The 19,684-nt window shown below is 63.1% G+C and carries 15 protein-coding genes; 9 read left to right on the top strand and 6 right to left on the bottom strand.

Going from position 1 to position 19,684, the window contains the following annotated elements:
• Positions 1–210: 210 nt before the first annotated feature.
• The 3 genes from zwf (at position 211) to VIO10_RS14460 (ending at position 4,551) form a co-directional block, all read left to right on the top strand.
• Positions 211–1,734, top strand: a complete 1,524-nt coding sequence (gene zwf / locus VIO10_RS14470) for a glucose-6-phosphate dehydrogenase (protein WP_331965685.1) — start codon at positions 211–213, stop codon at positions 1,732–1,734.
• Positions 1,735–1,999: 265 nt separating this feature from the next.
• Entirely contained in the window at positions 2,000–3,286 is a 1,287-nt protein-coding gene (locus VIO10_RS14465) for a 3-hydroxyacyl-CoA dehydrogenase family protein (RefSeq protein ID WP_331965682.1), read from the top strand.
• A gap of 29 nt (positions 3,287–3,315) precedes the next feature.
• On the top strand, positions 3,316–4,551 hold the full coding sequence (locus VIO10_RS14460; RefSeq protein ID WP_331965679.1) for an acetyl-CoA acetyltransferase: 1,236 nt from the start codon (positions 3,316–3,318) through the stop codon (positions 4,549–4,551).
• Between the two features lie 17 nt (positions 4,552–4,568).
• On the opposite strand, the gene VIO10_RS14455 is transcribed toward VIO10_RS14460, so the two are convergent.
• Positions 4,569–6,227, bottom strand: a complete 1,659-nt coding sequence (locus tag VIO10_RS14455) for a Kelch repeat-containing protein (RefSeq protein ID WP_331965676.1) — start codon at positions 6,225–6,227, stop codon at positions 4,569–4,571.
• Between the two features lie 349 nt (positions 6,228–6,576).
• On the opposite strand from VIO10_RS14455, the gene waaF reads away from it, so the two are divergent.
• The 5 genes from waaF to VIO10_RS14430 all read left to right on the top strand — a co-directional run bounded on the left by waaF (position 6,577) and on the right by VIO10_RS14430 (position 11,120).
• Positions 6,577–7,698 (top strand): lipopolysaccharide heptosyltransferase II, encoded by a 1,122-nt coding sequence (gene waaF, locus VIO10_RS14450; RefSeq protein ID WP_331965673.1) that lies wholly within the window; start codon positions 6,577–6,579, stop codon positions 7,696–7,698.
• A gap of 48 nt (positions 7,699–7,746) precedes the next feature.
• The gene (gene lpxD / locus VIO10_RS14445; protein WP_331965670.1) at positions 7,747–8,766 is read left to right on the top strand and encodes a UDP-3-O-(3-hydroxymyristoyl)glucosamine N-acyltransferase; all 1,020 of its coding nucleotides are present in this window, start codon (positions 7,747–7,749) and stop codon (positions 8,764–8,766) included.
• A gap of 140 nt (positions 8,767–8,906) precedes the next feature.
• Positions 8,907–9,299: a fluoride efflux transporter CrcB gene (gene crcB, locus VIO10_RS14440; protein ID WP_331965667.1), complete on the top strand. Its 393-nt coding sequence runs from the start codon at positions 8,907–8,909 to the stop codon at positions 9,297–9,299.
• 2 nt (positions 9,300–9,301) lie between these two features.
• Positions 9,302–9,646 carry a DUF190 domain-containing protein gene (locus VIO10_RS14435; protein ID WP_331965664.1) on the top strand — a complete coding sequence of 115 codons (345 nt, stop codon included), beginning with the start codon at positions 9,302–9,304 and terminating at the stop codon, positions 9,644–9,646.
• Positions 9,647–9,860: 214 nt separating this feature from the next.
• Complete coding sequence (locus tag VIO10_RS14430; protein WP_331965661.1) at positions 9,861–11,120, top strand: aspartate aminotransferase family protein; 1,260 nt, start codon at positions 9,861–9,863, stop codon at positions 11,118–11,120.
• 118 nt (positions 11,121–11,238) lie between these two features.
• Here the strand turns inward: VIO10_RS14430 and mscL are convergent, their stop codons facing one another.
• The 4 genes from mscL to chrA form a co-directional block, all read right to left on the bottom strand.
• A complete protein-coding gene (mscL, locus tag VIO10_RS14425; RefSeq protein WP_349259254.1) occupies positions 11,239–11,673 on the bottom strand; it encodes a large conductance mechanosensitive channel protein MscL in 435 nt (144 codons plus the stop codon).
• A gap of 102 nt (positions 11,674–11,775) precedes the next feature.
• On the bottom strand, positions 11,776–14,271 hold the full coding sequence (locus VIO10_RS14420; RefSeq protein WP_331965655.1) for a protease pro-enzyme activation domain-containing protein: 2,496 nt from the start codon (positions 14,269–14,271) through the stop codon (positions 11,776–11,778).
• Positions 14,272–14,830: 559 nt separating this feature from the next.
• On the bottom strand, positions 14,831–15,772 hold the full coding sequence (locus VIO10_RS14415; RefSeq protein ID WP_331965652.1) for an acyl-CoA desaturase: 942 nt from the start codon (positions 15,770–15,772) through the stop codon (positions 14,831–14,833).
• A 260-nt stretch (positions 15,773–16,032) separates the two neighbouring features.
• Complete coding sequence (gene chrA, locus VIO10_RS14410) at positions 16,033–17,247, bottom strand: chromate efflux transporter (RefSeq protein ID WP_331965649.1); 1,215 nt, start codon at positions 17,245–17,247, stop codon at positions 16,033–16,035.
• A gap of 93 nt (positions 17,248–17,340) precedes the next feature.
• On the opposite strand from chrA, the gene VIO10_RS14405 reads away from it, so the two are divergent.
• Positions 17,341–18,234, top strand: coding sequence for an alpha/beta hydrolase (locus VIO10_RS14405; protein ID WP_331965646.1), 894 nt, complete (start codon positions 17,341–17,343; stop codon positions 18,232–18,234).
• A gap of 21 nt (positions 18,235–18,255) precedes the next feature.
• Here the strand turns inward: VIO10_RS14405 and VIO10_RS14400 are convergent, their stop codons facing one another.
• The gene (locus VIO10_RS14400) at positions 18,256–19,329 is read right to left on the bottom strand and encodes an aminoglycoside phosphotransferase family protein (protein WP_331965643.1); all 1,074 of its coding nucleotides are present in this window, start codon (positions 19,327–19,329) and stop codon (positions 18,256–18,258) included.
• Positions 19,330–19,684 lie beyond the last annotated feature (355 nt).

Below are 19,684 nucleotides of genomic sequence, written 5' to 3'. Positions count from 1 at the left end.
CGCCCTCTGATAAAGATTTCGCTGCCGGCATTTAGGTGGCCGTCGTCTTCATTAGCGATGCCTGCGGGGGGCTGCGCAGGCGGAAGTCATGCGGAAATTTCGGGCGCGCAGCTTTTTCATGAAGACGTGGAACGTGTCAGACTTATCAGTGATCGCTTTGCGTTACCAGCGGGACCGCGCGCCGCGCAATCTCATGAGGAAGGCCGCGACATGGACGATCTACTGAGCATACAACGAGCCCAACCGGCGCCGCCGTGCACGGTGGTGATATTCGGCGCGTCGGGCGATCTGGCCAAGCGCAAGCTGATCCCGTCGCTGTACAATCTCGCCGCGTGCGGCCAGGGCATGCTGCCCGCGAGAAGCGCGGTGCTGGGATTTGCGCGGCGCGAATTGTCGCTCGACCAGTTCCGCAATAGCGCGCACGATTGGACCGCCCGGTTCTCGCGCCTGAAAGTCGATGAGGCCTGCTGGGCGGCGTTCGCCGACGGCCTCGACTATCTATCCGGGCTCGACCGTCCCGACGGCTTCGTAAAACTTAAAGCGAAACTTGAAGCTATCGAAAAAGCCCGCGGTATCCCGCCCAATCGCGTTTACTACCTGGCGACCCCGCCCGAAGCGATCGGCGAGTCGGTAGAGCGGCTGGCCCAGGCCGGCCTGATCAATGGGCCGGATGCGCCGAACATCTCAAGGGTGGTCGTCGAAAAACCGATCGGCCACGACCTGGCGAGCGCACTGGAAATCAATCGCGTGCTGGTGAGGCATCTCGACGAGTCGCAGATTTTCCGGATCGATCACTACCTCGGCAAGGAGACCGTGCAGAACCTGCTGGTGCTGCGCTTCTCGAACAATATTTTCGAGCGCCTGTGGGGCAGCCGCAACGTCGATCACGTGCAAATCACCGTGGCGGAGGCGGAAGGGCTGGGTACCCGCGCGATGTATTACGATCGTGCCGGCGCACTGCGCGACATGGTGCAGAACCACATCCTGCAAACGCTGTCGCTGCTCACGATGGAAGCGCCGGTGTCGCTCGACGCGGCGGCGATCATGGACGCGAAGCTCAACGTGTTGCGCACGCTCCGTCCGATCACGGCGCAGCATGCGCGCGCGAATACGGTGCGGGCGCGGTACGGCGCGGGCCTCGACGCCGAGGGCAAGCCGGTGGCCGGTTACATGGATGAAGCGGGGGTCCCCGACAATTCGCGCGCCGAGACGTTCATCGCGCTCAAGACGTATATCGACAACTGGCGATGGTCGGGGGTGCCGTTTTTCATTCGGACCGGCAAGCGGATGAAGCGGCGAGCGAGCTCGATCTACGTCCAGTTCAAAGACGTGCCGCAGATTCTGTTCAATCGCGATTCGGCGATTCCCGCCAACGCGCTGACGATTCGGATTCAGCCCGACGAGGGTTTTTCGTTCGACGTGATGACCAAGCGGCCGGGGCTGGACCTGGTACTGCAACCGGTGCGGATGAATCTCAGTTACAAGACTGCGTTCGGCGACGGCGCCTCGCCCGACGGATACGAACGACTCCTGCTCGACGTGATGGACGGCGACCATACGCTGTTCCCCAGCGCGCAGTTCGTCGAGAAGTCGTGGGAGTTCGTGCAGGGGATATCGGATTCGTGGAGCAACGGCGCACATGTGCCGATGGCCGAGTATCCGGCGGGAAGCTGGGGACCCAAAGAGGCCGACGCGTTGATTGGCACGGCAGGGCGAGTGTGGCATGAACCTTGACCCGGGAATTTTTTCGCGCGGCAGCGGACGCCGCTCGCGCGCCGGGGCGTGCTGCTTGGCACGGATGGCCGCCCTCGGATAACATCTCTCGCGGCTCGCGGCTGCGACGGTGCAGCGCCACCAAGCAGCCTCGACGAGCCTCAACACCGCTTCGAGCACCCGCGCTTTGAGGCGCGGCAGTTCGGATGATCGCGCGCGCATTGAGAGTTCGGCGGCATAAGCGCCGCTTGACGAAACCATAATTTCACGAGGACCGGAGAGCTGCTTGGCCAACATCAACCAGGTCGTAATAATCGGCGCCAACGGCACCATGGGCGCGGGCGCGGGATGCGTATTAGCGGGGGCAGGATACAGCGTCACGCTGCTGGCGCGGACCTGCGAAAAAGCCGCCCTGGGATTCGCCGACGCGCAGAACGATGCGCGCGCCGAAGCGATCGCGGAGCGGCTCTCGGTGGGCGCGTACGACAGCGACCTTAGCCGCACGGTTGGCGAGGCGGCGATTGTGTTCGAGTCGCTGGCCGAAGATCTGCCGCTCAAGCGGCAATTTTTCGAGCTGATCGACAACAGCCGGCGTCCCGACACGATCGTGGCGTCGGGTTCCTCGGGACTGTCGGTCGCGGAAATGGCGCGCGGACGAAGCGCTTCGTTTCGCCGCAATTTCCTCGGCGTCCACTTGTTCAATCCGCCGCAGGTGATCGTCGGCACCGAAGTCATTCCCGGACCCGACACCGATCCGGCGGTGGTGAAGCGCGTCGTCGGGATGCTGACGAAACGGCTGGGCCGCAAGGTGATCGTCAGCAAAGATATGCCGGCGTTCGTCGGCAATCGGGTCGGCTTCAAGGTGCTGAACGAAACGGCACAACTGGCCGCCGAACACGGCGTCGCGTTTATAGACTATTTGATCGGACCGCATACCGGGCGCGCGATGGCGCCGCTGGCGACCATCGATCTGGTCGGATGGGACGTGCACAAGGCGATCGTCAACAACGTCCATGCCAACTGCGAGGACGAGGCGCACGAGTCCTTCGCAATGCCCGCGTATATGAATGCCGCGCTTCACAAGGGATGCTTGGGCGACAAGACGCCCGAGCGTGGCGGCTTCTACCGCCGCGCGGGCAAGCAAGTGTTCGTGCTCGATCCGAAAACCGGCGGGCACGAGAACTACCAGAAACCCGCGCCGATCGAATTCGTCGAAAAGATGAAACGGTTGCATCACGTGGGCCGCTACGGCGAGGCGTTGAAGGTCCTTGCCGAAGCCAAGGGGGCGGAGGCCGACCTATGCCGCCGCGTCGTGCTCGGCTACGTCAGCTACGCGCTGAACCGCGTGGGCGAAGTGGCCGCGAGTTCGGCCGACGTGGACACGATCATGTCGTACGGCTTCAACTGGGCGCCGCCCACCGCGATCGTCGATTTGCTCGGCGCGAAGAACACGGTGGCGATGCTGCAAAAGCTGAAACTGACGGTCCCCGCGGTCGTCGAACAAGCTGCGGCGCGCGGTGCTAGAATGTTCTCCGGCGGCATACTCGAATACGGCCGGACCTTTGTTGGATAATTCAATTCGATGACCGATAGGAGCGCGCGATGACGAAACCAGCGCCGGTGTACGTATTGGGCGGAGCGCAAACCGACTTTGCCCGCAACTGGTCGAAAGAAGGAAAACATTTCGTGGCGGCGATGCGCGAGGCAACTTTGGGCGCGCTCGAAGCTACCCGGATCGAGCCGCGCGAAGTTGAAACTGCTCACGTCGGCAACTTCGCCGCCGAGTTGTACGCCAGGCAGGGCCATGTCGGCGCATTTTTCCTCGAGATCGATCCCGCTTTCTCCGGGCTGCCGACCAGCCGTCATGAAGCGGCATGCGCGTCGGGCTCGATCGCCTTGATCGCGGCGTCGGCCGATATCGAGGCCGCGCGCTACGACCTGGCGTGCGTGGTCGGCGTCGAACAAATGAAGACGGTCGATTCCACCACCGGCGGCGACATCCTGGGCACCGCGGCGTGGTATGAGCGCGAAGCCAAGGGAATCGAATTCCCGTTTCCGAAACTGTTTGGCCGGCTCGGCGACGAGTACGACAAGCGCTACGGCCTCAAGGATGAACACCTCGCGCACATTTCGGCGGTGAATTATTCCAACGCCAAGCGCAATCCGAACGCGCAGACCCGCAACTGGTTCATGAGCGAGAGTCACGCGCAGCGCGAAAGCAAGTTCAACCAGGTTATCGGCGGCCGCATCAAAGTCAGCGATTGCTCGCAAGTGACCGACGGCTCGGTTGCGCTTTTCCTCGCGTCGGAAAAATTTGCCAGCGCGTGGGCCAAACGCAACGGCAAGCGGCTGGCCGACCTTCCCCGCATCCTCGGATGGGGCCATCACACGGCGCCGCTCGAATTCGACACCAAGGTCGCCGAGAGCAGGGACAATACCTACGTGTTGCCGCATACACGCCAGGCAATCCTCGACGCCTTCAAGCGCGCGGGCATCGCCTCCACCGCCGAGCTTTCGGGAATCGAGACCCACGACTGCTTCACCACCTCCGAGTACATGGCGATCGATCATTTTGGAATCACCAAGCCGGGCGAATCGTGGAAGGCGATCGAGGAAGGGGTGATCGAGCTCGGCGGCAAGCTGCCGATCAATCCGAGCGGCGGGCTGATCGGCGCGGGCCATCCGGTCGGCGCGACCGGCGTGCGCCAGATGCTCGATTGCTATCGGCAGATAACGGATAGCGCGGGCGACTACCAGGTCGAGGGTGCGAAGAAATTTGCGATGCTGAACCTCGGCGGCAGCGCCACCACCAGCTGCGTGTTCATCGTCGGCAAGTAAGCGCGCCGGCCAATCTGCTATCTGATTAGCGTCGAAGTCGATTCGGCGACGTCGGTCACCATCCTGCCCGTCGGTGAGAAGGTTCCGGCCGCGGTGTTGTAGAGGTCGGCCCAGTTTGACCTGCCCCCGGCGATCAGCGCGTTGCCGCTGTCGAGCACGGTTGCGGTCGCGCCGGCGTGGACGTTGTTCATCGGGCCGGTGGCGGAAAAAGTAGCGTGCGCGGGATCGAAAAGCTCGGCGCTCAGCAGAAATTCCGTTTCGCTGCCCTGACCGCCTGCGATCAGCACCCGGCCGTTGGCCAGCAATACCGCGGCTTGAAGCGTGCGCGCGGTGGTCATCGCGCCTACCGGTGAGAAGGTCGCCGTCTGAGGATTGAAAACTTCCGCGCTGTCGCTCGGCGCGCTCACGTCGCCGCCGCCCGCGATAAGCACGCTGCCGGCGAGCGTACCCGCGACGACACTCGGGGAAAGCCAGGTGGCGCTGTGAGTCTCGCGCGGCGTAATCATCCTGCCGGTCGATGTGAACTGCCCAGCGACCGGGTCATAGAGTTCAGCCGTGGCGACGTCGCCGCCGCTCTCATCGCTGGTGCCGCCTGCGATCAGCACGTTTCCCGCCAGCGGACCGCTGGCGAGCAGCGTGCCCGAATGGCGGGCGCGCGTCGCCTTCATCGCGCCGGTCGCGGTGAACTTGCCGGTGGCAGGATCGTACAGTTCCGCGCTCCTGAGAGTGGATCCGTTTGCGGCGGCGGTGCCTCCCGCGATCAGCACTTTGCCATCCGCCGGGCAGTTGCATCCGGAAATCAGCGTTGCCGTATGCGCGGCGCGCGCGGTGTTCATCTTCGACGCAGCCGCCGAAAATGTTCCACTGGCCGGGTCGTACAATTCAGCCGACGACAGCGAGTGGCCCGAGGGGCCTACGCCGCCCGCGACCAATATTTTGCCGCCGGGCAACACTGTCGCGGTGTGATCCGCGCGCGCGTCCTTCATCGGTGACGTGGCTGCGAACGCGTTGCTGGCCGGATCGAAAAGCTCCGCGCTCGAGAGTGCGAATTGCCCGTTACCCTGCCCGCCCGCCAGCAGTACGAAACCGGAATGCGACCGGTCCACATCGGGTTGTCTGGCCGAGGGATGGCCGCCGCCCGGGTTTGAGACAACCGAAGGATTGGACCCGCCGCCCGAGGCGCCGGGCAAACCGGCCGACGATCCACCCGTCGGCGAAGTCAGGGGCATCGACGCGCCGCCGACCGAGCTCATCGCAATCAGGCCCGCAGCTTGCGAGCCGGCGCCGGTGACAGGAGCCGCAGCGCCCTGATCACTCCACACGCCTGGCGGCGGGGCGCCAGGATTTTCGCGCGGTGGTAAATCCGGAACCATCACGACCAGCGTCATGTCGCTGGATTTCTTTTTCGGTGAAGCCAGCGCGGATCCGATCTGTTGCGACGCCGCACCCGCGGCCGGAGATGCGCGCCGCAGCTTGGTTGCCGCGCCGGATGTTCCCAATCTCGATGTCGAATCGTCGCCGTCGGAGTGTATCGGCGCCGACACAATGGAAGCGAAATGAGGACGAGGGGCCTGGCCGCGATCGACTGCGATCAACACGGCAATGCAACTCCCGGCGATCACTCCGCCGGCAAGCAGCGCATCGCGGATCAGCGGTCGGTCTCTCAAGCCAGCCATCGCAGCAATCCCCTCGCGTGCGATTCCCCCGATGGGTATAGCCGGATTGTAGTACGAATCCCGGCTATGCGGAAGACAGAGGCCAACCCCTGCCAGCGAGCAAGGAGGAAAATATGAGGGCGGAGCTTTCCATGCGCCCTTCGATGCTAGCAGGGTCAAGAGGCGAGTAGCAGCGCCGCCTCAATTTTGCGCGCGTTCTCCCGGCGCGGTGCGTATAGCCGGGAAGACCCTCACGACACGCGTCAAGCTGGCATACGAGGTGGAACGGCAGCGGGCGGGTTTATTTGGCGGCGCGCGCGTGATGAAATCTTTGACGGGATCGAAGGCGCGCTGCGGGGAATCATCGAGGGTGGAATCGGAGAATATTCGGCGTCATGAGCCGCTTGATTCGCGCGCGCCGGCGCAATCGGCGCCCGCGCTCATGCTCGAGCCTGCGCCGGGCCGCATCCTGGTCAAGGAAGTCAACTGGCTGGGCGACCTGGTGATGAGCACGCCCGCGCTGCGGGCAATCCGCCGCGCGTGGCCGGGCGCGCATCTCGCAGTGCTGATCAAGAAGGAACTGGCAAGCTACTTTGACGGGGCCCGATGGCTCGACGAGGTGATCCCGTACTCGGTCGGGCGCGGTCTTTCCGGGTTTTTCGATCGCCGCAGAATTGTCGGAGAAATCCGCTCGCGGCGATTCGACCTGGGGGTGTTGTTTCCGAACAGTTTCGAGTCGGCGCTGTGGATCGCGATGGCCGGAATCCGTCGCCGCGCCGGATTTGTCGCCGATGCGCGCGGCGCGATGCTGACGCTGAAAGCGGCGCCGCCGCCCGAAGCGGTTACCGGCCACCAGGCGAATTATTGGCTCGCGATGGTGCGCGCGACGGGCATTTGCGCTGCCGACGCCCGCGCCGATGATCTCGCAATCGACGTCCACGGACCGCATCGCGAGCGGATGCGCGAATGGCTCGCGACCAGTCGCAGGCGCCCCGGCCGTCCGGTTTTTGCAATCGCTCCCGCGGCGGCCTACGGGCCGGCCAAGGAATGGCCCGCGGACAGTTACGGCGCGCTGATCGATTTGATCGCGCGGCGCGAGGACGCCGAAGCCGTGCTGGTTGGCGCGTCGTCGGAGCGCGCGAAGTGCGAAGAAGTTGCGGCGGCGAGCAAATCGGGCGCGATGATCGCGGCCGGGCACACCAACGTCGGCGAGCTGATCGCATTGTTGTCGCTGTGCGACGGGTTCATCGGCAACGATTCCGGCTGCATGCATCTGGCGGGAGCGCTGGGAATTCCGACCGTCGCGATTTTCGGATCGACCAATCCCAGCCGCACCGGGCCGCAGGGGCCGAAGACGCGCGTGATTTACCGCAAGCTTGAATGCAGTCCGTGCCTGGCGCGCACCTGCCGCTTCGGGCATTACAACTGCCTGACGCAAATCGAACCGGCGGAGATCGCCGACGCAATCCTCGCGCTGCGCGCGGCGGGTTGAATACTGAAGACTGAAAACTTTCATTCACCGGAAAACCAGGGCATCAAGATGAAACTCAAGGAACTCGCATCGAAGCTGGGACTCGAAATCCGCGGTGACGGCGCCGTGGAGATTCTCGCGCCGGCGCCCATCGAGGCCGCCGGTCCCGGCATGATCGTCTTCGTCGCGAGCGCGAAGTACGCCCCCGCGCTGCAATCCAACGTATCGGCGGCGATCACGACCGCCGAGCTTGCGGCGGGCGCGAAGTGCGCGACGCTGGTCAGCGCGAATCCGTACGCCGACTTCGCCCGCGTGCTCGAGATTTTCTTTCCGCCGTACCGGCCCGCGCCGGGGATCGATCCCCGGGCTTCAGTGGCGCCCGACGCGACGATCGGTCCCGACGCGTCGATCGGCGCGTCGGTGGTAATCGGTGCGGGCGTGACGATTGGGCGCGACGCGGTGATTCATCCGAACGTTACGATCTACCCCAACGTGCGCATCGGCGATCGCTTCACCGCGCACAGCCAGGCCTCGATTCGCGAGGGCACGGTGATTGGAAATCGGGTGACGATTTTGAACGGCGCGGTAATCGGCGCCGATGGTTTCGGGTTCGTCGAGGAAAAGGGCGATTTGATCAAGATTCCGCAAGTCGGCAGCGTAATGATCGAGGATGATGTTGAGATCGGCGCGAATTCCACGGTCGATCGCGCGATGATGGGAGCGACGGTGCTGCATCGCGGCGTGAAGCTCGACGACCAGGTGCATATCGGGCACAACTGCGAAATCGGCGAGTACTCGCGATTCTCGGGCCACGTGGGAATCTCGGGCTCGACGCGAATCGGCAAATGGTGCCTGTTCGGCGGACAAGCGGGATGCACCGACCACGTGACGATCGGCGATCGCGTCATGGTCATGGCGAAAGCCGGCATCCACCACGACCTGCAAGACGACGCGGTCGTCGGGGGCATCCCCGCGGTGGACGTGCGCAAGTTCCGCCGCTACGCCACCGTGCTGACGCGGCTGCCCGAAATAATTCGGCGAATGCGCGCGCTGGAGCATCGCGTCGGCATCGGCGGCAACGAGGCGTAACCATTGTCGGCGGCGCTCGAGCGGTGGCATCGGTACGCCGGACTCATCTATCTTCATCTGATTGTGGACGGACTCGCCGACGACGGCCACTTGTCGAGATCGGCGGCCGGGTAAGTGTCTGAGAGACAGGAGGTTTGCGGGTGCTCGCGTATTTCCTGATTGCGATTGGCAGTGCGCTCGGCGGGATGGGGCGGTATTTTTTTTCGGGCGTGGTTACCACGCTCACCGGCGGCACGTTTCCGTACGGCACGATGTTGGTAAATGTCACGGGGTGCCTGGTGCTCGGATTTTTCGCGACGCTGAGCGGCCCCGACGGGCGCCTGCTCATCGGCACGCCGGCGCGGCAGTTCGTGATGGTGGGAATCTGCGGCGGCTACACGACGTTCTCGACTTTCTCGCTCGAAACGTTTTACTTGATGCGCGCGGGCGAGTGGATGCCGGCGGCATTGAACGCCGCCGGTTCGGTTCTGCTGTGCGTGCTGTCGGTATGGCTGGGCTTCATAGCGGCCACGGCGCTTAACCGGGGGGTGTAACGATGCAAATCCCACGCGATGCGGTGTTGCTTCGAATTTTTATCGGCGAGAGCGAACGCTCGGGCGGCAAGCCGCTGTACGAAGCGATCGTGCTCAAGGCGCGCGAACTTCAGCTCGGCGGCGCGACCGTGCTGCGCGGCCCGATGGGCTTTGGCAAATCCAGCCATCTGCATTCGGCGAAAATTCTGCGGCTGTCGGAAGACCTGCCGATGGTCATCGAGATCGTCGATAGCCAGGCGAAAATCGACGCGTTCATGCCGGTGCTCGACGAGATGATGGGCTCGGGACTGATCACAGTCGAGAAGGTGCAGGTACTACAATATGGCGACACGAAATCGAAAAGTTGAGCTGAGTTTTTCAACCTTCGGCCAGGAGAGAAGGATGCACTCGAACGGCCGGGGTCAACGATAGTGTGCGGCCGCGGCGTTGGCGGCGGTGGAGAGCTTGACTCGCGGCGGTGAGATACCCGCAAATGATGGAGTAATATGCTGTCGGCAGACGCGCGAACGCTCATTATATCTCATCGGGGAATGAGACGATGAAGAGTCGGGGGAAGAGACGATGAACAGTATCGAAGAACACTATCGCGCGGCGACCGAAAAATCCGCGCAACTCACCAAGCGCGCCGAGCGCGTGATGCCCGGCGGGGACACCCGCACCACCACCTACTATCGGCCCTACCCGCTTACGCTCAAGCGCGGCGAAGGTCCTTTCGTTTGGGACGTTGACGGCAACAAGTACATCGACCTGATTGGCAACTACACCAGCCTGGTTCATGGCAACGCTTATCCGCCAATCGTCGAGACGGTGAGCAAGGCGGTTCGCGACGGCAGTTCGTGGCCGGCGCGATCGGAGGCGCAGATCGAGCTGGCGACTCTGCTGTGCGAGCGGGTCGAATCTGTGGATCGCGTGCGATTTTGCAATTCAGGGACGGAGGCCGGGATGCTCGCGGCACACGTCGCGCGGCGGCTTACCGGCCGCAAGCTCATCCTGATGGCGCGCTACGGCTATCATGGATCGTACGACGATTTGGAAGTCGGGCTGATCGGCCAGGACGGCGAGCGCACCATGCTCGCCGACTTCGGCGAGGCGACTGTGTTCGAGGCGCTGCTGTCTGAGCGCGGTTCGGAGATTGCAGCGGTGTTTCTCGAGCCGATCCTCGGCTCGGCGGGCGTGGTGGAGCCGCCGGCCGAATTTCTCGGGCGGGTTGCCGAAGCGGCGCATAGCGCGGGTGCGATGTTCGTCCTCGATGAGGTGATCACGCTGAGGCTGGCCGAGGGCGGCGGGCAGCAGATTTTCAACGTCAAGCCGGACCTGACGATGTTCGGAAAGATCATCGGCGGCGGATTCCCGGTCGGAGCGATCGGCGGCAGCGAGGAAGTGATGTCGGCGTTCGACCCGCGCAATCGCGGCAGGATTTTTCATTCAGGCACTTTCAACGGCAATCCGGTCACCTGCGCGGCCGGCGTGGTGTCGGTGCGCGAACTCACGCAGGCGCGAATCGACAAAATGGCCAAGCAGGCCGAGCGGCTGGCCGCCGAGCTGGCGCGCGCGGCGCGCCAAGTGGGGCTGCTGTTTTCCGTGCGGCACTATGGATCGCTGATGAACGTGTTCCTGCTCAACGAGCCGCCGCCCGCGACGATCGCACGCGAGGACGCCCGCGCGATCGCCAACTTCCATCTGGCGGCGCTCAATCAGGGTTTGTTTTTCGCGCCCAGCGGGATGATCGCGCTGTCAACCGTAATCACGGACGAAGTCCTGAGCGAGATTTGCGCGCGCGCGGCGAAGGCGATGGCCGACGTCGCGCAGGCCGGCGAGTAGCGGCAAGCATCGGCGGTCGCAGTGCAGGAGGCGCCGCGCGGCAAGTCCGCGTGCGCCTCCGCATCTTTCACTTTTTCACTTTTTCACTTCTTCACTGCCGGGAAATGCTGTTCCCAGTTCACGCCGCCTTCAGTTCCGACGTGCACTGAGGGCATCGCGTGGCGCCCAGCGCAATCGCGCTCAGGCAGTATGGACACTGCTTGGTGGTGGGTGGCGCGGGCTTTTCGCCGACGAGGTGATTCACCCATTTGACGAGTAGAAAGACCGCGAACGCGATTATCACGAAGTCGATGATCGTATTGATGAACAATCCGAGGTTCAGCGTCGGTGCGCCCGCAGCCTTGGCTGCCGCGATGGTCGGGTAATGCTTCGACGAAAGATTGATGAACAGGTTTGCGAAATCGACTGCGCCGAGCGCCAGCCCGATCGGCGGCATCAGAATGTCGTTGGTAAACGAGGTGACGATTTTCCCGAACGCGGCGCCGACTACGAAGCCGACCGCGAGATCGATCACGTTGCCCTTGATTGCGAACTGCTTGAACTCCGAGAGTATCGACACGATGCGTCCTCCCTCAGCCGCTCAGATTGGTGAGCAGCCTCGCTTACAAAAGCATCGCGGCGCGCCGATGTAAAATGGCTCAAGCTCGGGTCCGGCTCATTTCCCAGTGCCCTGCAACTGGATCACCTGGTTCGCATTTCCCGCGTCGTCAAAGATGGTTACCGTCGAGGACACCGCACCCTGCGATGCCGGAGCGAATTCCACGTTGAGCATGCACTTTTCCTTCGGCCGCAGTTGCGGGGGGCAGTTGGTGACACTCGCCGGAAACCCAAATACCTGCGGGCTGGTCGCCGGGACCGTCATCATCGGCTTCCCGAAGGCGATCGGCGATCCCTTCTTGGCCGGATTGCTGAGCGTCAGTGTTACGCTTGTGACCTTCCCCACTTTCACTTTGCCGAAATTCCCCGCCGACGGTTTGACCTTCAGCCACTTGGGAACCCCGGTTGGCGTCGAGGTGGGTGTCGGTGTAGCCGTTGCTTTCCGGGTGGCAGTCGCAGTGGCGGTCGCCGTCCGAGTGGGGGTCGCAGTCGGGGAGGCCGACGACTTGGGTGTGGCAGTCGGAGTGGGCGTCGGTGCGGCCGTGCGCGATGCCATCACAAGGTTGAGGACATTGACGGTCCCGATCCCGGTGGCAAAATTCCATCCGGCTTTCGCCGGATACGCGGGATAAAACCCCGAGGTCGAGGTGGACAGCACGCCATTGGCGCCCGATGGCGTGTAACAGTTCTGTGTGCCGGTGCAGTTCACGTCCATATCGCCCTGGGTCACGGCGTAGAAGATGCACGAGCTGGCGACACCGTTGCCAAGCGTGGAGTCGCACGAAGCGCTGCCGGTCGTGCCGTACTCGGCATTGGCCAGCGCGTAGTAGCTGGGATTGGGATTACCTTGACGGCTCCCGGTCTTTTGGTTTATCAGCGCCTGAACCCCCGCCATGATCGGCGAGGAAACCGAGGTTCCGCCGAATCCCCCCCAGGTATCGGGCGCACCCGAGCAGGAATATCCGTAATCCATCACGTCTGAATAGCAAACCACATAGTAGTGGCCCCAGACTCCGTTGGCGGCGAACAACGAGAGGTCGGGGATATCGCGCACGCCGTCGCTCGGGTTGCCGAGCACCGATTGCCAGCCAGGCTTGGGATATCCGGCGCAGCTACCGCCGACGACGCCATTGCTCGACGGCTTTCCAGTGGCACAGCCGCTGGGGCCGCCGCTGCCCGCGACGGTGTTCAGGAAATCCGCTTCGCCCCGCGAGCTGTTGCACAAGCCGCTCGAGCCGTACGCGGCGCTATAACCGAGGTAGCCGGAGATCAGTGTGCTGGCGCACGAATCGTCCCAGGGAATTTCCGGAATGTAGGAGAGCGCCGAGCCATAAGCCGTCCCGTTCGCGGAGCTCCAGTAAGTGCTGTTCGTGCCCGCGTAACCATCGCCGAAATCGGTGCCGCCCACCGACACATTATACGGCGTCGAGGTTAATCCGCTGACTCCTATGCCGTGGGTCGCATGGTTCGAGCCGACATCGCAACTGGCCGCGCCCTCGTCGCCAGACGACACGAACACCGATACGCCCGCTCCAACCGCCTGCTGATACAACGAATTGATGGACGCGTTTTGCGCCGCGCCGCTCTCCGCTTCGCACTCGCCATAGCTGATGCTCACGATCGCCGGTGGCGTTCCCGAGGCGTTGAGCAGGTTCTGCAGCGCGATGAAGCCGCCGAACGTGGTGGCGGTGTTGGCGCACGAGGCCAGCTCGATCGTGGCGCTGGGCGCCGCGGCGCTCGCCCATTCCACGTCGATGGCCGCCTCGGCGTCGTCGCCATTGACGCCTGGGTCGGTACAGTCGCTGGGATTAACCTGGCTCAGCGAGCCCTCCGGGTAGGCGCTTGCAAGGCCGAATGTTGTACGGAAGGTCGTCCAGTCGCTGGTGCGGTAAAGGTCGCTGTCCTCGATCACCACAATCGTCTGCCCCTGGCCCGAATAACCCGCCGCAAACAGCGGGTTGAAGTCGTAGATGGTGGCTAGGTCCGCAGGTGCGACCAGTTGCGTGTCGCTACCGACGGTGTACGCGGGACGCGGCTGATTCATCGCGCGCGGTCTGAAGTCGTTGAGTGACACGACGCCAACCACCGCCGGCGCCAGCGCCGCGGGAATCCGCGGGTCGCTCATGTTGGCGATATGCGCCACTGCGCTTACCTCGAGATTGTGAATTTCGGTATGGAAGGCCTCCCGCACCTCGCCGGCCGTCCCGGAAAAATCGACCACGATGCGATTGGGATACACCGCATTGACGGTGAGGCCGTGTGATTGAAGCCAGCCCGTGATCTTCGCGAGGTCCTGGCCGGCCAGTCCGTAGCGGTCTCCGAACTCCTGCGCGGTCAACCAGTGATGGTAGTTCGGCGACTTGGGGTCCTCGAGTTCATCGAGGTATTTTTCGAGTGCCTGCTCCTGCTCGGGCGCGCGTCGCAACTGGAGCATCAGGTGCTCCATCGCAACGTCGTCCGCAACCGCGCCGCGATCATTGGCCGCCGTCGCTTCCGGGCGCGTATTGCCCGCGAGCGCGATCAGCGCATTCTCGTCGATCGCGGCGGTAATCATCGGCGCCGTTCGCGAGCCGGCACTAATAGCGGTCCAGCCGCACGTCAGAAGTATCAGGGCGGAGATGGCGCTGAGACTCGCGCCTTTGAAATGCTCTCTCATTGAGTTGCCCCCCCAGGACAGCAAGATCGAGCTATAAAGTTGCTACTCGGCGGTCTTCATGTGCATTCCTCCTGCAAAGCACCATCCATGCCGTCAAATTTGTCTTCTGATCGCTACGGCATGCGCCGCAATCCGTCTTAAGATGACTGCGGAGTGTCCGATTATGACTCTAACAGGGAATCCGCAAGGCTCAGGCGCGGCAGGTGCCCTTGAGCAGGACAAGTCGCCTGAGGGGATATCGACGTTCTGAATCGAATTATAGCGTCGTTACGACAGACGACGATGCAATTTGGGTCATGCCTGCGTTCGTTGCTGCCATTACCGTTCCCAGCATGATGACTGCGCAAAGCATCGCGGCAAAGATGAAGCCGACGGTTTTCATGTGTATTCCTCTAACAAGGAATACGCACCGCGTGACCGTCGGTTACGCGAACAAAAGCCCTTATCCGCTTGACGATTATGCGGCGGGATCGAGGATATCGGGCCTGCCCAGCAGATCTTTCGCGCCGGCCTGGCTGGCGATGCCGCTGGGCGTGCCATGGCGGACGTCGGTGGCGAGGCCGAGCTTCTCGAGCGCCAGGATGACCATGTAACCGGCGTCGGGCTGGCGCCAGTTCCATCCCAGACGGGCAGAACCGGGGCGCGCGTGATGGTTGCGATGCCAGTTCTCGCCCTGCAACAGATGCATCAGCGCCAGCCATTTTACGTTGCGGCTGGAATCCTGGCCCACCGTGATGCCCGGTTCGGTGTGGCAAACGCTGTTGACGAAGCATTGCGCGTGCAGTGCGAAGCACAAGCGAATCGCTCCCAGCCAGAAAAATGCGGCCGGACTGAAATACAAACCGCCGAGGTATGACAGCGCGAGGATCGGCGTCTGGAACCATCGCCAGGCCCGATACGAAACTCCGCTGAGATCGGGGCAGTAACGATCGACGGACGGCTCGTCAGCCTGCCAAAGCCAGCGTAGATGCGCCCACCAGAAACCACCCCAAATCGGGCTCGAGATGTCTTCCGGGGTGTCAGCCTTGGCGTGATGCAGGCGATGGCCCGCAGCCCAGGTGGTCGGCGCACCGGAACCGTTGAACATCGCGAAGAAAATCAACACTCCGCGCACCCACGGATTGAGCGTGAGCGAGCGATGCGCGATCGCGCGATGGTACCCGACCGTGGTGCCCAATCCGCCGATGAATACCAGCGCTATCGCGCCGAGCAACACCCGCCATCCGGGAATCGGATAAAGCACGAGTCCGATCGCGGCGGTAATATGGATGAGGCAAATCCACAACAGGATCGAAAGGTCGCGCCCCGAGGAGGCGTGCCACCACGGCATCTCCCACGGCGCGATCTTTGTGGTTTTTTCGGCTTCTGTCGTGCTCGTCGTCGTGAAAGCTGCTGCCATTCGTCTCCCCACCTGTCGTACTTGCCCACACCACCGCACACGCCTGTTTGGCTGCACGGATGATGATGCTTCGGGCGTCGGGCGCGCGTGCATGCGCGTTCCTGGATGCCGCCAGCATCAACACATTTTCACTTTTTCAGTTTTCACCGCAACGCCCTGCGATTGTAAGGCGCAGAGCGGAATGTGCTAGCCGTTGCGGAGTACCACACTACAGGATACTGACGTTGTCTGCTACGTCCGATTGCATGAACACGCGAAGGTTACCGCCACGGAATCATCGCGAGGCCGACTAGTCCGCCGCCAAGCACCAGCCATGCGGAATTCAGACGATAACGAATCAGGATGAACGCGCTCGATACCGCGAGGATCATCGTGGTGAGGTCAACGATCGCGGCCCGGGCAAGAAACAACGTCACCGCCGCCATCAACGCCCACGCGCCGACATTGACCCCGTCGAGAAACGCGCCGGCCAGCGCAGAGCGGCGCAGGCGAGGGATCAGCGGCCCGCTGATCGAAACGAAGAAAAACGACGGGATAAAAATGCCCAGCGTCGCGACCACGGCGCCGCGAAATCCACCAAGCAGGTAGCCGATGAAGGTCGCGGTCGTGAACACCGGCCCTGGCGTCACCTGGCCCACCGCGACCGCGTCGAGCAACTGCGCCTCGGTGAGCCATCGCAGTCGATCGACCAGGTCGGTGCGGATGAACGCCAGCAGTACGTAGCCGCTGCCGAACAGCACCGCGCCGACCTTCAGGAAGAACAGAAACAGGGTGATGAGACTGAACGGCACGCCGGCCACGGTCGCGGCGAGCGCGGCGCCTTTCACGGCGGACGCACGCGTGGCAACGGCCGGGATTGCGGCAATCGCCGCGCGCGCACTGCTTCGATCCTCGAAGGCGCGAATCGCCAGCATAACGATTCCGCCGCCGAGCAGGACGATCATGTCGTTAACCTCGAGGATCGACGCGGCCAGCCCGACGATCGCGATCGCAGTCAGGATGCGCGACTTGATCGCGCTGCGGCCGAGTCCCCACAGCGCCTGCAACACGACCGCGATGATCACGGGCTTGACGCCGTAGAGGAGACCGGCCGCCTGGGGCATCGCGCCGAATCGCACGTACGCCCATGCGATAATCAACACGATCGCGGCGGCTGGAAAAATAAAGCACGCGCCGGCGACGACCAGGCCGGCCAATCCTGCCCGCTCTTGACCGATGTGAATCGCCATCTCGGTCGAGTTGGGGCCGGGAATCAGGTTGCAGACGCCGAGCATGTCGAGAAAGCGCTCGTGCGTCATCCATCGCCGGCGACGAACGACCTCGTCCTCCATCATCGCGATGTGCGCGGCCGGACCGCCCATCGCGATCGTGCCGAGTCGAAGAAACAGCGCGGCGAGATCCCGCAGCGCATCGCGGCGCATTGGGGGATTGCCGGCGGTTGGCGGCTCGCTGATTTGGGGAATCGATTCGTCCATGAAACTGCGGACTAGCTGATCACGAATCGCGGGCGTATTCCAAGCAGGCGTGCTTTGTCATTGGCGAAAGCCTGCGGTATGAATCGAGCCACTATGCCATCACCAGTGAAGCAGCGAGTTGTGCGCGCGTCGAACCTGAATTTCACGGTGCTCGAGATGGGCGACCCGGAAGGTCCGCTGGTGCTGTGCCTGCACGGCTTCCCGGACACTGCTCATTCGTTCCGCCATCAGATGCCCGCGCTGGCCTCGGCGGGATTCCACTGCGTCGCGCCGTTCATGCGCGGCTACTCGCCGACCGAGCCCGCGCCCGACGGCCGCTACGATTCAGCGGCGCTGTCGGAGGACGCGCTCGCGCTGATCGCGGCGCTCGGCTACAAGGACGCGATCGTGTTCGGCCACGATTGGGGCGCGGTCGCGGCATACGGCGCCGCCGCTGCATCGCCGGATCGCGTAAGCCGGCTCGTCACGTCGGCAGTCCCCTATGGCTCGAAATTTTTCGAGGCGCTGGTGACCAGCTATGCGCAGCAGCGCCGCTCCTGGTACATGTTCTTTTTCCAGACTGCGATTGCCGGGGCCGCGGTGAGTTTCAACGACTTCGCGTTCCTGGAAAAGTGTTGGGCCGACTGGTCGCCGGGCTGGAAATGGGCGGCCGCGGACATGGAAGCGCTCAAGCGATGCTTCCGCGCCAAGGGCACGCTCGAGGCGGCCCTCGGCTACTATCGCGCCACGCTCGGGCCGGTGCTCAGCATGCCGGTCGATCTTAAAGCTCTGGCGCCTGCGATGAACATACCGATCAACGTGCCCGCGATGATGATTCACGGGCGCGACGACGGATGCATCGGCGCGGAAACGCTCGACGGGATGGAGAAGCTGTTCCCGAAGGGATTGAAGATCGAGGTCGTGCCGGGCGCCGGGCATTTCGTGCATCAGGAGCGCCCCGATCACGTCAACGAACTGGTGCTGAAGTTCCTGAAATCAGCATTCTAAGGTCGCTAGAAAGAACCTCGCTCAGCCATCGAATCCTAGCGTGTCCGCGATCTGCGTATATCGTTCGGCCCAGTCGCGCAGGGTTCCCATCTTGCCCGCGGCTTCGACCTCGTGGCGTTGGATATATTCCCAGATGATCAGTCGGTCGAGCAGCATGTAAAGGGGAAAGCGTTCGCGGAAACCGGGTCGCGGCGCGCGGAGCCGCAGGTAAGTGGCCAGAAACTCGCGCGCCACCTCCAGATCCTGATCGAAATATTCGGCCGTTATCCGCGACAGATCGGTCTCGCCGTCGCCGAAATAGCATCCCATGAAGTCGAAGGCTCCGCTGACCTGCCATCCATCGGGTGTCCGACTCAGTACTACATTGCCTTCCTTGTAGTCCTCCATCGTGAAGCACGGTGTAAAAGGTGCTGCTAACGCGGCGTTCGCGCGTTCGATCAATTCTTCGGCCCACTCGGCATCAGCCGTTGTCGTGCGATCGCTTGCGGTATGCGCTCGTTCGAGGATGCGGCGGATGCGCGCGGTGACGAGCTCGCGATGCGACGGCGGCCGAATCACTTCACCGTAGCCGTGATTGAAGGGCCAATCGGCGTGATCCTTTACCGGCACCGGTCTGACGATATCCCGGTCCGGATCGTAGCGCGCGCAGTAAGGCATTGTGACCTGCTGCATCGCGACTAGGTTGTATGCCATCGCCCGCGCAATCGCGCGCAGCTCGGCTCCCGTCAGCTCGCGTCGCAGCTTGCGATCCGTGACCTGCAGCCCCGGCATCCGGGGCATGATCACGTAGCTCCAGGGAAAAAAGTCACAGGAATCATCAATCTGATATGGCCATGGCACGGGCACGCTCGTCCGCTCGTGGAGCAGGCGAGTGAAGAAGCGCTCGGTCGGAAACTGAGCAGGTCCATGCGGCGCTCCGCGGAACACGAACTCGCCGGCGCTCGAGGTGACAAACAGGTTTTGCCCGAAGAGGCCCAATGGCACCGGCTCGACCGCGAGCAAATCGCCCAAGTCGAACCGAGCGAACGCGCGGCTCAGCTGGTCATGACTAATCGGCCCGAGCCGTTTCGAAGTTTCGTAAATTCGCTGAGGCATCGTCGGGCGCTGCTGGATTTCAATCTTGCGCGATCGACGACGACTAGTCGAGTTCTACGCTCCGTCAACTTGGTGAATCGTGAGAACGAGAAAAGCCGACATCATCGGATGATGGCGAACCTGCCCCGATCGGGAACCTTGCGGGGCCTTCTCTGACCCGACAAGGTGAGGCCACCGGACCAAGACATCGCGCGCCCTACTTTCCCCCGTTACCTGTTCTAACAGGGACGAAGTCCCGCATCCTCCCTTGTCACTTATCACTTGTCACTTTTCACCGCGTGCAGGGGTCACCCCTGGCCGTGGCGACGGCAGCGCAGTATTAAGCCGGTGGCAGGGGCCGCGCGCGACAACGGAG

The organism is Candidatus Binatus sp., assembly GCF_036567905.1.
Taxonomy (GTDB): domain Bacteria; phylum Desulfobacterota; class Binatia; order Binatales; family Binataceae; genus Binatus.
Note: the sequence above shows the minus strand (reverse complement) of the source record. Positions and strands in the feature narration are given on the sequence as shown.

Coding starts and splice junctions, on each gene's coding strand:
- VIO10_RS14460 (WP_331965679.1), top strand. CDS start 3,316: ATGACGAAACCAGCGCCGGTGTACGTATTGGGCGGAGCGCAAACCGAC.
- lpxD (WP_331965670.1), top strand. CDS start 7,747: ATGAAACTCAAGGAACTCGCATCGAAGCTGGGACTCGAAATCCGCGGT.
- zwf (WP_331965685.1), top strand. CDS start 211: ATGGACGATCTACTGAGCATACAACGAGCCCAACCGGCGCCGCCGTGC.
- VIO10_RS14455 (WP_331965676.1), bottom strand. CDS start 6,227: ATGGCTGGCTTGAGAGACCGACCGCTGATCCGCGATGCGCTGCTTGCC.
- VIO10_RS14430 (WP_331965661.1), top strand. CDS start 9,861: ATGAACAGTATCGAAGAACACTATCGCGCGGCGACCGAAAAATCCGCG.
- chrA (WP_331965649.1), bottom strand. CDS start 17,247: ATGGACGAATCGATTCCCCAAATCAGCGAGCCGCCAACCGCCGGCAAT.
- VIO10_RS14415 (WP_331965652.1), bottom strand. CDS start 15,772: ATGGCAGCAGCTTTCACGACGACGAGCACGACAGAAGCCGAAAAAACC.
- VIO10_RS14435 (WP_331965664.1), top strand. CDS start 9,302: ATGCAAATCCCACGCGATGCGGTGTTGCTTCGAATTTTTATCGGCGAG.
- VIO10_RS14420 (WP_331965655.1), bottom strand. CDS start 14,271: ATGATTACCGCCGCGATCGACGAGAATGCGCTGATCGCGCTCGCGGGC.
- VIO10_RS14405 (WP_331965646.1), top strand. CDS start 17,341: ATGCCATCACCAGTGAAGCAGCGAGTTGTGCGCGCGTCGAACCTGAAT.
- VIO10_RS14400 (WP_331965643.1), bottom strand. CDS start 19,329: ATGCCTCAGCGAATTTACGAAACTTCGAAACGGCTCGGGCCGATTAGT.